15 protein-coding genes and 1 tRNA gene are annotated in these 12,673 nt (G+C 32.9%); 3 read left to right on the top strand and 13 right to left on the bottom strand.

Going from position 1 to position 12,673, the window contains the following annotated elements:
- A tRNA-Leu gene (locus tag T478_RS02235) sits at positions 1-100 on the bottom strand.
- Between the two features lie 112 nt (positions 101-212).
- On the opposite strand from T478_RS02235, the gene T478_RS02230 reads away from it, so the two are divergent.
- Positions 213-503: a single stranded DNA-binding domain-containing protein gene (locus T478_RS02230; protein WP_048104846.1), complete on the top strand. Its 291-nt coding sequence runs from the start codon at positions 213-215 to the stop codon at positions 501-503.
- Between the two features lie 21 nt (positions 504-524).
- Here the strand turns inward: T478_RS02230 and T478_RS02225 are convergent, their stop codons facing one another.
- Complete coding sequence (locus T478_RS02225) at positions 525-1,277, bottom strand: hypothetical protein (RefSeq protein ID WP_048104843.1); 753 nt, start codon at positions 1,275-1,277, stop codon at positions 525-527.
- Between the two features lie 120 nt (positions 1,278-1,397).
- On the opposite strand from T478_RS02225, the gene T478_RS02220 reads away from it, so the two are divergent.
- A complete protein-coding gene (locus T478_RS02220; RefSeq protein ID WP_048104838.1) occupies positions 1,398-1,718 on the top strand; it encodes a hypothetical protein in 321 nt (106 codons plus the stop codon).
- Here the strand turns inward: T478_RS02220 and T478_RS02215 are convergent.
- On the bottom strand, positions 1,701-2,291 hold the full coding sequence (locus T478_RS02215; protein ID WP_238573629.1) for a phosphatase PAP2 family protein: 591 nt from the start codon (positions 2,289-2,291) through the stop codon (positions 1,701-1,703). The two genes, T478_RS02220 and T478_RS02215, sit on opposite strands and share 18 nt — an antisense overlap.
- A 182-nt stretch (positions 2,292-2,473) precedes the next feature.
- Here T478_RS02215 and T478_RS02210 point away from each other — a divergent pair, with 182 nt between their 5' ends.
- Positions 2,474-3,682: a phosphoglycerate kinase gene (locus tag T478_RS02210; protein ID WP_048104833.1), complete on the top strand. Its 1,209-nt coding sequence runs from the start codon at positions 2,474-2,476 to the stop codon at positions 3,680-3,682.
- On the opposite strand, the gene T478_RS02205 is transcribed toward T478_RS02210, so the two are convergent.
- The 10 genes from T478_RS02205 to hemL are packed head-to-tail and all read right to left on the bottom strand — an operon-like array spanning position 3,672 to position 12,644.
- Positions 3,672-4,004 carry a hypothetical protein gene (locus T478_RS02205; protein ID WP_048104831.1) on the bottom strand — a complete coding sequence of 111 codons (333 nt, stop codon included), beginning with the start codon at positions 4,002-4,004 and terminating at the stop codon, positions 3,672-3,674. The two genes, T478_RS02210 and T478_RS02205, sit on opposite strands and share 11 nt — an antisense overlap.
- Complete coding sequence (gene sufU / locus T478_RS02200) at positions 4,005-4,454, bottom strand: Fe-S cluster assembly sulfur transfer protein SufU (protein WP_048104829.1); 450 nt, start codon at positions 4,452-4,454, stop codon at positions 4,005-4,007.
- Positions 4,451-5,695, bottom strand: coding sequence for an aminotransferase class V-fold PLP-dependent enzyme (locus tag T478_RS02195; RefSeq protein ID WP_048104827.1), 1,245 nt, complete (start codon positions 5,693-5,695; stop codon positions 4,451-4,453). The genes sufU and T478_RS02195 overlap by 4 nt, the downstream gene beginning before the upstream one ends.
- Before the next feature lie 2 nt (positions 5,696-5,697).
- Positions 5,698-6,006, bottom strand: a complete 309-nt coding sequence (locus tag T478_RS02190) for a Rieske (2Fe-2S) protein (protein ID WP_048106755.1) — start codon at positions 6,004-6,006, stop codon at positions 5,698-5,700.
- A 5-nt stretch (positions 6,007-6,011) separates the two neighbouring features.
- Positions 6,012-7,409 carry a Fe-S cluster assembly protein SufD gene (gene sufD / locus T478_RS02185; protein WP_048104826.1) on the bottom strand — a complete coding sequence of 466 codons (1,398 nt, stop codon included), beginning with the start codon at positions 7,407-7,409 and terminating at the stop codon, positions 6,012-6,014.
- A 24-nt stretch (positions 7,410-7,433) separates the two neighbouring features.
- Positions 7,434-8,834: a Fe-S cluster assembly protein SufB gene (gene sufB, locus T478_RS02180; protein ID WP_048104825.1), complete on the bottom strand. Its 1,401-nt coding sequence runs from the start codon at positions 8,832-8,834 to the stop codon at positions 7,434-7,436.
- A gap of 60 nt (positions 8,835-8,894) precedes the next feature.
- A complete protein-coding gene (locus T478_RS02175; RefSeq protein WP_048106753.1) occupies positions 8,895-9,695 on the bottom strand; it encodes a uroporphyrinogen-III synthase in 801 nt (266 codons plus the stop codon).
- Entirely contained in the window at positions 9,692-10,435 is a 744-nt protein-coding gene (cobA, locus tag T478_RS02170; RefSeq protein WP_048104823.1) for a uroporphyrinogen-III C-methyltransferase, read from the bottom strand. Before cobA ends, T478_RS02175 begins: the two co-directional genes overlap by 4 nt.
- Positions 10,432-11,367 (bottom strand): hydroxymethylbilane synthase, encoded by a 936-nt coding sequence (gene hemC / locus T478_RS02165; RefSeq protein WP_048104822.1) that lies wholly within the window; start codon positions 11,365-11,367, stop codon positions 10,432-10,434. Before hemC ends, cobA begins: the two co-directional genes overlap by 4 nt.
- A complete protein-coding gene (gene hemL, locus T478_RS02160) occupies positions 11,364-12,644 on the bottom strand; it encodes a glutamate-1-semialdehyde 2,1-aminomutase (RefSeq protein WP_048104820.1) in 1,281 nt (426 codons plus the stop codon). The genes hemC and hemL overlap by 4 nt, the downstream gene beginning before the upstream one ends.
- Between the last annotated feature and the right edge of the window lie 29 nt (positions 12,645-12,673).

Raw genomic sequence — 12,673 nt, 5'->3', positions numbered from 1 at the left:
TGGAGGGGGTGGGATTCGAACCCACGAACTCCTAAGAGAAAGGATATCTTATACGATGATCTTGAGTCCTTCTCGGTTGACCAGGCTTCGATACCCCTCCAACAAATGATATTATTGATTTTAACATATAACTTCTTCAATAGTGAATGTATTTTCATATGAAAAAATAATTTGAAAACAAAGTTTATAATCATTTTAAGGGTTTTCAAAACATGACAACAATTGATGAAGCCAAGAATATGAGATCAGGAATCAATGTTGAAGGTACAGTCGAACGTAAAGAAGAAATTAGAACTGTAAATACGAAAGCTGGTTCAACAGTTGATGTTGCAAACGCAATGCTTGTAGACAATGGAATGGAAATTAAAATTACATTGTGGGCAGAAGATGCAAACAATATTCAAAATGGCGACAAAATAAAAATTGAGAACGGATATACAAACGAGTTCAAAGGAGAAGTCCAACTCGGAAAAGGTAAATTCGGAAAGCTTGAGAAAATCTAGATTAAAATTTTAATATTTTAACTATCTTCGAGACTTTTTCTTTTTTATTTTTCTTGTTTTAGGTTTAGCTTTTATTTTTCTTGTTTTAGGTTTAGCTTTTATTTTTCTTGTTTTAGGTTTAGCTTTTATTTTTCTTGTTTTAGGTTTAGGTTTTGGGATTGCAGCCTTTACTTTAGAAAGTTGAGCAGTGACAGACGATTCACGTTTTTTTGCTGATTCGAATTTTTTGGATGCAGAATCTAATTTTTGTTGTGCAGTTTTTGCTAATTTTGCAAGTTCGGGTTTTGATTCTATATTTTTCTTGATAGTTTTACTTACAGAATTCTTCTTTTTCTCAATTTCATCTATCGCCTGAGAAAATTTTTTCTCCATGGAGGTTCGTTGTTTGATTTCATTCTTGATTTCTTCGATGGTAGAAATTATCGAGTCCAACCTATACTGAAGACTCTGTTTTTCCTCAGGAGTGTCAGAGAAATCAATCTCACTCTCAACTTGTTCCTTATTTTGAGTCTCTAGGGTTAACCTCTCTTGGGCAGCAGATTTGAGTCTTTGAATACTTTCCATCTGTGCAATTTTCTGACTAAGTATTTCGTTAACATCTTCAGCAGTTTGTTTGAATGTATCAATTCGCTTTTGAGTTGATTTGAGAGATGATGAGTATTTTCTAGATATAGATTTGACTTTTTTATATTCAGTTTCACCTTTTCGTCGGATCTTACTAATCTCAGATTTCTGTGATGTTAATTGTTTTAATTTATTTTTTAGTCCTGCCATGAAATAATCCAGAATTGTTATGGCTTAAGTTATTTAGAATGTGAGGTTTTGACTTATCTGTGAATAAAATTAACATAATTTAATTCAAAAAATTTTTTTAGGTATAAGATAACCTGAAATATGGAATTTCATCCCTCCAAGATCCCTATTTCCAAAACATTTGACGTAAAAGATGAAAAACAAGCAACAGAAGCTGCACATGAGATGGTTATGATCGGTTTTGAGAAAGAGGATAAAGGATTCAAGGTATTGATGTCAAAGGAAAATGAAAAAATTGCAAAACGGATCGGTTATACTGTAACTACAACTGTAACATATGCATTAAGAAAAACCAAGCAAGAAAGAGATGTTAGATATTGGACATTTCATGAAGACAAGGATAACTATGCAATAGTTTTTGTCAGCTCTAAAGTTTTAGAGAAATTAGATTTTTCGTGGTAGGAATATATCATAGAGTTTTAATCTTTTTGAGACATACCCAGCTAAAAGCACTCCTAAAACAAATCCACCAATTACATCCAAAGGATAGTGTTGTAAAACATAGATTCTACTAAATGACATTAGTATTGGATAGATCCAAATCAAATGGACACCTCTAGGGAATTTTTCAGATAATACATACACCATCACAAATGCAAACATTGCAGAACGTGCAGCATGACCTGAAGGGAATCCAGCAGTCCAACTTCTTCCTTCACAGAAAAGTGAAAAACTATCAGGTTCCACTTCAAAAGGAAGTTCACTTCCAAGCCAATCCAAAAACGGTCTATCCCTGTCTACACCACATTTGATATAGCCAGTTAGGAGTGAAGATAAAACAAGCAAAATGAGTAAAATCATTCCAATTTTTCGTGTTTTTCTAATAATCAAAAGTATGATGCTGAAGGGTAGCATCACAAAGACATTACCTGATTCAGTTAGAAGCCATACGCCGTAATCAATTGATGGATTTCCAGCAGATTCTTGAACACTAGTCATAAATTGTTTCTCTGAATCCATTGTTGATTGTGACATTGCAATGAAAGTACAAATGAGGAATATGGTCAAAAGTATGAAAAATGTTCGTGATCTAATCCCGAATAGAATATTTTGCAATTATTTCTCATTTTATCAATAACTGACGATAATATGTCATTTACCATCATTAATGACGTGATCGGATAAACGAATTTTAACCGGAATAATGAATTCTGTGTGTGGGCATACTAACATTAGACAATTTTGATGTTAAAGACAAAACAGTGTTACTTCGTGTTGACATGAATTGTCCTATTCATCCAGATACATGTGAAATTTTGGGTACAAAAAGAATCGAAGAGGTGGTAGAGACAATAAATGCATTAGATGGAGCAAAAATTGTTGTCATATCTCATCAAGGAAGAGTTGGTAGAGATGATTTTGTTGGAATGGAAGAACATGCAAAACAATTAGAAAAATTTTCAAATAAAAAAGTCCGATATGTTGCAGATGTGATTGGATCATTAGCTCAAAAAGAGATCAAGGAAATGAAAAATGATGAAATAATTTTACTTGATAATCTTAGATTATGTGCAGAGGAAAACTATGAGTTTTCTTTAGAGGAAAGTGCAAGAACAATTATGGTTCAACGATTGAAGGATTTATTTGATTTATTTATTTTAGATTCATTCCCAAGTGCACACAGAACACATCCATCCCTTGTAGGGTTTGCACAAGTATTACCAACATGTGCAGGACGCTTATTGGAAAAAGAAGTAAAACAATTAGACAATATACTAACTGTTGCAAAATCTCCTTTTACAGTTGTGTTAGGAGGATCAAAAGTTGATGATAGATTAAAAGCAATAAAATTATTAATTAAAAAAGAACGAGCTGATCACGTACTATTAACAGGAGTTATTGGTAATGTTTTCCTACGTGCTCAAGGTAGAATAAAATTTCCATTAAACATTAAAGATGAAGATGAGATGGTAGCAAGTGCTCATTCTTTAATCGGCGATCATCCAGATGTATTTTCAACACCAGTTGATATTGCAGTAAATAAAGATGGAAAGAGAGTCGAGATAGATGTTAGAGATTTAGCAAAAGATGATGAAATATTTGACATAGGTACGAAGACATTGGAACATTATTCAAAAATAATATCTAGTGCAGGAACAGTATTCATGAGCGGACCTGCAGGATTTTTTGAAAAAGAGAATTTTCAGTTTGGGACTAAATCTATGCTGGAATCAATAGCAGATTCCATGGCAACCTCAATAATTAGTGGAGGACATCTAACATCGGCCTTGAGACAATTCAATTTGACTGAGAAAGTCAGTCACATCAGTACTGCCGGAGGAGCATTGGTTAGATATCTTACAGGTCAGAAATTACCTATGATAAAATGCTTGGAAGATGCTGCAGAAAGACACGCTAAAGCGTAGCATTACAGTCTGAATTTGGACAAATTCTAGACTCTTCTTTTCCTAGATAGACATCAGAGTGGCAAGAAGTACAATTGATTTTTTCAACATCATCAAATATCTTAAACCACTGAGTGGTGAAATTTTGTGCGATGCAACGAACTAGCCCATCATCTTCAATTTTTTTAAAATCATTTACTAGATCATCAATGGTTTGTGATTTATCAAAGTCATCATTTTTGTTCAAAAATTCATAAATTTCATCATTGCTAAAACGTAAGTCAATTTCATTAAAGTTTTCGAAAATTATTTTTCTTATTTGAAGTACGTTAGAATTTGTCAACTAGTATAGATTAGCTGCCTCTTCTTTTAAGTTTCCTGCAGATTCAGAATCATTTAGCTTATCAGCAAAATATGAATATATTCCATATTTCAAGCTCTTAAGAGACAATAATGCACATTTTATTCGAACAGGACTTGTTTTGACGAGGTGTTCTAAACCAAGTTCAGATAGTAATTCGTCTTTATCAAACTTCTTAACGTCTTCAAGACTTTTTCCTTTAATCATTTCAGTAAGTACTGAAGAACATGCCATACAGATGGCACAACCGTGTCCATCAAATTTTACTTCACTAATCTTGTTGTCATCAATGTTAAGATATAGATCTATAGTATCTCCACATAATGGATTTGCATCATGTTGATGTATATGCGCATCAACTATTTTTCCAAAGTTAGAAGGATTGCGAGAATACTCGATAATCATTTCAGTATAGATTGGATCTCCACTCATAGTTTGAACACCTTTGCTACATTTTGTAATGATGCAATTAATACATCAACTTCTTCTTTTGTATTGTATATGTAGAAACTTGCACGATTTGTGGCCGCAACATTTAGTTTTTCCATTAAGACTTGTGCACAGTGATGACCAGAACGAATGGCAACACCTTCTTTGTCAATTAAAGTTCCAACATCGTGTGGATGTACACTATTAAAATTAAATGAAACTACACCACCTCTTTTTTCAGGTTCTTTTGTACCATACAATGTAATACCTGGAATCTTTTTCATTTCTTCAAGAGCATATTTTGTTAATTCTAATTCATGTTTTCGAATATTCTCCATTCCAATCTTTTCAAGATATTTGATTGCTTCAGCAAATCCAATTACATCAGCAATATTTGGAGTTCCGGCCTCAAATTTGTATGGCAAATCATTCCAAGTTGTTTCATATTTGTGAACTTCACGAATCATATCACCACCTCCAAGGAAAGGACTCATTTTTTCAAGAATTTCTTTTTTCGCCCATAAAACACCAACGCCTGTTGGACCTAACATCTTATGACCAGAAAATACAAAGAAATCACAGCCAATTTCATTTAGATTAACTTTCATGTGCGGAACAGATTGTGCAGCGTCAATCAAAACTTTCACTCCAGCATTTTTACATTTAGAGACAATTTCTTTTACAGGAGATATAGTTCCCAAAACATTTGACATGTGACTGAATGTTACTAATTTTACTTTTCCAGTTGAAAGATAATCATCCAATTGATCAAGCATCAATTCTCCATTGTCGTCAATGTCAATGTATTTGAGTTGTGCCTTTTTTTCTTGGGTAAGTAATTGCCATGGAACAATGTTAGAATGATGTTCATATTCAGTAGTAACAATAATGTCACCTTCATTTACATTATCACGACCCCATGCATATGCAACTAAATTGATACCTTCGGTTGTGCCTCTAACAAATATAATTTCTCTAGAATCTTCAATATTCAGAAATTTTGCTACTATATCTCTAGTATCTTCAAATGCCTCAGTAGACTCTTCAGCTAACGCATGTACAGCACGATGAATGTTTGAATTGTGGTTCTGATAATAATCGGAAATTGCATCTATAACCTGATTAGGCTTTTGAGTAGTTGCGGCATTATCAAAGTATACTAATTTTTTATCATCTCTTACGCGTCTGTTTAAGACAGGAAAATCTTTTCTTAGATCTTCAAAGGAATCAGTAGTGGATTGCATAATTACACCTCAATCAAGATATTATTATCTTGTATTTTTGTTCTGTAAGTTTGTAATGAGTTTTCAGCAGGAGGGTTTTGAGGTTTACCATCATCCATGTTAAACACAGATAGATGTAATGGGCAAGTTAGTCCATTTTCGGTTAAAAATCCAGTAGATAGATCAGCATCTGCATGAGTGCAAGTTCTATCAGTTGCAAATATTTTTCCATTCATATTTGTTAATAGTAATTTTTTCTCATTATGATCAAAACTGAACATTTCACCTTGACCTAAGTTGTCTGTACTACATGCCTTAATCCAATCAGTCATTGATTTCACCTATACTTGTAATGTTGTTCAATCTCAGCATTTTCATTATAGCGAGTTTCCTCAACTTCTACTAATGCTTTCAATTGTTCATCGTTGTTAATTGATAATTCCTTTCCTTCCCATTTTGATTCAATTAGATAGGCAATCCAGGCACGCACTTGGTAAGACATTGAACGAGACATTGGTTCCAAAAATCCTTCTACAATAATTCTCTCAGCTTCTGGTTTGCTTAGACAACGTGTTCCTAAATAGAAAAGTTGTTCTTCATCCATTTGTGCAACAGATGCAGAATGTGTTGCTTTTACATCATTTGTGAGAATCTCTAAGCCAGGGATTGCGTCAGATTTTGCATCTTTATCTAATAAGATGGAGCGCCCAGAGAGAAATGAGTTTGAATGTGCAGCATTTTCATTAATTTTGATCATTCCTTTAAACAAAGATTTTGATTTATTTTTTAGAATTGATTTTTCTACAACTTTGCCTTCAGTAGATTGTTCATTATGATTTACAATTGTATTTAGATCAAAGGATTGTTCATTATTTCCAAAAACAACTTCAGAATCAGTTGCAACAGCACCAGTTCCGTTAAGATGATAATCAATTCTATATCTAGACAACATTGCGCCAAAGAGTCCAAGATACCAGTTAATTTTTGAATCCTGTGCAAGATGTGAACTTCGAGTAGAGAAGTTAATTGATGATTGATCCATCATTTGCAGTGATGTGACATCAAGACTACTATTTGCGCCAATACTAGTATTCAATAATTCAAGATAGGCTTGTTGTTTTCCATTTTGTGGGGAGTATAATTCCTGAACTAGATTTGCTTTAGCATTATCTTCAACAATTATGATATTTCGAGATATTGTTGATAAACCATCATCAGACAAGCAAGAAAATAGATGAATTGGTTCATCTATGATTTGATTTTTTGGAATGTAAACAAATAATCCAGAATTAAATGCGGCATTGTTTAATGCAGTATACTTATCTTCATTAGAATTTGAAGATTTGATTGTTTTCTCTATTAGTTCTTGATGTTGTTGTAATGCATCATCAATAGATGAAATAACAACGCCCTTGGATTTTAATTCGTCAGACAAGTTAGTAGAAATAATATTAGTTCCTACTTGTATCAGACCATTTTCTTTTTTTACTTCTTCAACACGTTTTGAAAGGAAATCAGGTAATTTTGAATTGGAGTTTATAGATAATGAGACCATTTCTGGATCCATACGTTTTGCATCAGTATATTTTCCATAGAGTGGAGATACCTCAGCAGGCAATTCATTATAGATGCTAAGTGAATTTTTTCTATATTCTTTAAGCCATTGAGGTTCATTTTTTGAAGATGAAATTTCTTCAACTAAAGAAGATTGAATTGAGGATAGTGTTTGTTCCATGATTTACCACACGATAGATTAATTCTAACCGACTGAATTATCCATCTCTAATTTGATGAGTCGGTTTAATTCTACTGCATATTCCATTGGGAGTTCTTTTGTGAATGGTTCCATGAAACCATTAACAATTAGAGTTAATGCTTCTTCTTCAGAAAATCCACGAGTCATCAAGTAGAAAATCTGATCATCACCAATTTTTCCAACTGTTGCTTCATGAGTTATAGTTGCATCTTCTTGGTTAATTTCCATGTATGGATAAGTATCAGTTTTTGATGTTTCGTCTAGAAGTAATGCATCACATCTAACAGTAGATTTCACATTAGTTGCACCTTTTGCAACATTTAGTAATCCTCTGTAAGTTGAACGACCAGTAGAACGACTAACAGATTTTGAAGTAACTTTAGATGTTGTATTAGGTGCAAGATGAACCATCTTTGCACCCGTATCTTGGTGTTGACCTTTTCCTGCAAAAGCAATAGACAAAGTCTCACCATAGGCTTTTTGACCCATCAAATAGATTCCAGGATATTTCATTGTAATTTTACTTCCAATGTTACCATCAATCCATTCAACTGATGCTCCTTCATATGCATAAGCACGTTTAGTGACAAGATTGTATACATCGTTACTCCAGTTTTGAATTGTGGTATATCTTAATTTTGCATCTTTGTGTGCAACAAGTTCTACTACAGCAGAGTGTAATGACTCTGATGAATAGACTGGGGCAGTACAACCTTCAATATAATGAACTTCAGAACCCTCATCTGCAATGATAAGAGTTCTTTCAAATTGACCAATGTTTTCTGCGTTAATTCTAAAGTATGCTTGTAATGGCATGTCAACTTTAACTCCAGGAGGAATGTAGATGAATGAACCTCCACTCCATACTGCACTGTTTAATGCTGCAAATTTATTATCTTCAGGAGGAATCATTTTTCCAAAGTATTTTTTGAATATTTCTGGATGTTCCTTTAGAGCACTGTCAGTATCTAAAAATAAGACACCTTGTTTTGCTAAATCTTCTCTGAGATTATGGTAAACTACTTCTGATTCGTATTGTGCACCAACTCCTGCAAGGAATTTTTTTTCTGCTTCAGGAATACCTAGTTTATCAAATGTATTTTTGACATCTTCTGGAACATCATCCCAGTTTTTTTCAGTCTTCTCAGAAGCTTTTGCGTAATAGTAAATATTTTGAAAATCAATATGGCTAAGATCTGCACCCCAATTTGGCATTGGTCTTTTCATAAATGCCTCATATGATCTTAATCTAAAATCAAGCATCCATTGTGGCTCATCTTTCATTTTGCTTATTCCAATTACGGTGTCTTTTGAAAGACCTTTTTTACTCAAATGGACATACATTTCAGTAGAGTCTTTGAAATCATACTTGGAATAATCCATGTCAAAATTTTCAGTTGCCATACAGTAAATACAACGTTGTTATTATAAAAGTCCGAGGAAATTTAGGCTAGGCTAAATAGGTTAAGCTAATGAGAGTTCATTTACCATTACATCAACTGAACCAGCCACAGTGTGGACATCAGCAATAATGTTTTGAACGTCAAATTTTTTGAGTTCATCGGCGGTAAATGGACCTATAGCAATTACTTTGGTTTTTTGTAGATTTTCTAAAAGTTGAGAATGTTCAAAGTCTTTTGTCATTATTTCAAAAAACGCTCTAACAGATGATGCACTTGTAAAAATTATTCCATCAACAGAATTTTTTGAAAATAATGAACGAAATTCATTCCATTGTGTGGTATCTCGAAATGCACAAACATCATAAAGATATAATTCAATTATTTCAAGTCCAATTTTTTCAAGAAGTTCCTTTAAGAATGGAGTGGATGCACCGCTTCTAGGCACAATTACCTTTTTTCCAACAGCGTTCAATTTTGTAAATACTTCACCAACTCCAACAGAGGAATATCTAGTTGGCATGTGTGAGACTCTAATGTTTTCATTTTCTAATGCTTCTTTGGTTTTAGGACCAACTGCAATAACAATAGTATTAGTAATTGCCAATCTCAATTCTTCAAATTTTGAGATTTTTTTAGAACTTTCGATTAATAGTTTGACAGCCTTAGAACTCATGAATACAGAATAGTCAGGATTCTCAGTTTTAACAGATGTTAAAAAATCATCAACTATTTTTTCACCTTTACTAACAAGTTCAATAGTTGGAAGTGTTATAGGAGTTGCATTATGTTTAGTGATTAATTGTATAAACTCTTCAGAATCATCTTTTGAACGTGTTATAGCAATAGTTTTTTCTTGGCTCATTTTTTCCATCCAATAGTTTTATGCAGTTTAACAACCTCACCTATAATTATATTTGCAGGAGGAGCCATTTTTTCTTTTTTAATTTTACCAGCAATACTAGTTAAAGTGCCAACAATCATTTTTTGTTTTGGAGTTGTTCCATTTTGAATTACCGCAACAGGAGTTGATTTTTTCATTCCGCCAGCAATGAGTTGTTTTGATATTATTCCAATTCTTGAGAGTCCCATCATTATTACAATGGTATCAACTGATTTTGCAAGTTTTTTCCATTTGACAATTTCTTCATTCTTTTCTGGATCTTCATGACCAGTCACAAATACAGCAGAAGAAGCATATTTTCTATGTGTTAACGGAATTCCAGCATATGTTGCAGAACCAATTCCAGAAGTTATTCCAGGAACAATTTCATACTTTACTTTGAAAGATTTAAGAAATTCAGCTTCTTCTCCGCCTCGTCCAAAAATAATTGGATCACCACCTTTTAGTCGAACAACTTTTTTGTTTAATTTTGCATATTTGACCATTAATTCATTTGTTCCATCTTGATGTCTTGTATCATCACCAACAGCACGGCCAACATAGATAGCTTTTGTACGCTTTGGAATCATAGAAATTATTTTTTTGCTGACCAATCTATCATATAGCACCACATCAGCTTCTTTCAATAATTCAATTGCACGTAATGTGATTAATTTTGGATCTCCAGGTCCTGCTCCAACTAAGTATACTTTTCCAGTCATTGTTTATTCCACTCTTCCAGTTTTTCTCTCCAATTAGAAGCAATCTCTGATACACCTTGTGATTTTAATTCATTACCAATTTTTTTACCTAATTCAAATGGATTATCGATTGTCCCATTTTCTTCGATTAATATTGATTTTTTTCCATCCATAGAATAAACACCTACCTTTAGAATTAATGAATCTGACTTTACAGAAGCATATGCACCAACAGGAAATCTACAACCTGAATCAATATGTTCAGATAATGAACGTTCAGCTTCTACTTCAATTCTTGAGTTTTTATCTTCTATTTTTTTTAACATTTCAATTGTTTTTGAATCGTCGCTTCTACAGATAATGGCTAATGCTCCTTGACCTGGTGATGGAAGAAATTCATCTTTTGATAAAAGAGAATGTTTTGTATCTACACCTAGTCTAGAAATTCCAGCTTTTGCAAGAACAATACCATCAATTTTCTTTTCAGTGACTTTGTTAATTCTTGTTTCAATATTTCCTCGAATTGGTTTAACATTTAGATCAGGACGTTTTCTTGAAATTTGAACTGCACGTCGTAGACTACTACTTCCAACTGTTGAACCTGAGGGAATTGAATCAAGTGAAAAACCATCATTTGTAATTAAAACATCATTAACAGACTCACGTTTTGGAACACATGCAATAGTTAATGATGAATCTAAATCAGAAGGAACATCTTTCATGCTATGAACAGCAAAATCTACTTGTTTTTCAGATACTGCACGATCAATTTCTTTTTCGAATATTCCTTTTTGCTCCATTGCAAATAACGGTCGTGTGTCAGTGTCACCCTTAGTTGTAATTTTTTCGATTTCAAACGTCAAAGAAGGATTAGTATTTTTCAATTCATCTAATACCCAACTAGTTTGTGCCAAAGAGAGCGGACTTCCACGTGTTCCTAATTTTATACTCAATTTTTCACCGCTTTTAATGACAAGCCATAAGCTCCTAATGCTTTTGTAATATTTTGATCTGTGTGTGAATCAGATAAAAATACAGTTTCATATTGTGAAGGTGCAGTGAATATTCCATTTTTTAGTAAATTTGTAAATAATTTATGGAATTTTTTTGTACTTGATTTTTTTGATGTTTTATAATCAATAACTTTTTGATTTGTAAAGAAGATTTGGAACATGGATGCTATAGAATTGATTGTATGTGGTATTTTATAATCAGTTGCAAGATCATCTATTTCATCAACCATAATTTTACAATATCTCTCTAATTTAGGATATAGTTTATTTTTTATTTTGTTTATTGTTTTGATTGAGCTTATTGCAGCGGCAACAGATATCGGATTACCTGCATAAGTACTTGCTTGGTAAACTTTTCCATCAGGAGATAATAGATTCATGATTTCATTTTTACCTCCTACAGCAGATATGGTAAAACCATTTCCTAAGGCTTTACCTAAAGTTGTGATATCAGGCTTGATACCGAATTTTTGTTGTGCGCCACCTTCAGAAATTCTAAAACCGTTTACAACTTCATCAAATATCAATGGAATGTCAAATTGATTAGTAATTTTTCTTAGATCCTTAAGGAAGTTTTTTTCAGGTAAGACCAAACCCATGTTTGCTAGCACAGGTTCAACAATCAATCCAGCCACATCTTTATTTTTAGATAATGTTTTTTCAAGTTCATCAATATCGTTGTAAGGCACGACAAGAGTATTACGAGAAACTTCATCTAGACCACCATCAGAAATGGAAATTCCATTATGTGCAGAACCAGAACCTGCTTTAACTAAAACAGTATCATATGCACCATGATAACAACCTTCAAACTTGATAATTTTTTTCTTTTTTGTAAAACCTCTTGCAAGTCGAATTGCAGTCATTGTCGCTTCCGCACCAGTATTCATGGTTCTTACTTTTTTCATGGAAGGAAAATTGTTTATGATTAATTTTGATAATTCTATTTCCAATGCCGTAGGAGTAGTGTACAGTGTACCTTTTTTCATTTGATTTGATACTGCAGTAATGATTTCTTTTCTTGTATGACCTAACAATAATGCGCCATAACCATTACAGAAATCAACAAACTGATTTCCATCCTCATCCCATAGAGAAGAACCTTGTGAACGTTTTACAAAGAATGGATATGGTTCAAAATATCGTACAGGACTATTTACCCCAGAAGGAATTACTTTTTTTGCATCTGAGAATAATTTTTTAGAATTATTCAATATGATTTTGTATAGATTAGGGAATTATTAAT

Origin of the sequence: Candidatus Nitrosopelagicus brevis (genome assembly GCF_000812185.1) — an archaeon.
In the GTDB taxonomy this organism is placed as follows: domain Archaea; phylum Thermoproteota; class Nitrososphaeria; order Nitrososphaerales; family Nitrosopumilaceae; genus Nitrosopelagicus; species Nitrosopelagicus brevis.
The sequence above is the reverse complement of the archived record's forward strand: the minus strand, read 5'-3'. Positions and strand labels throughout refer to the sequence as shown.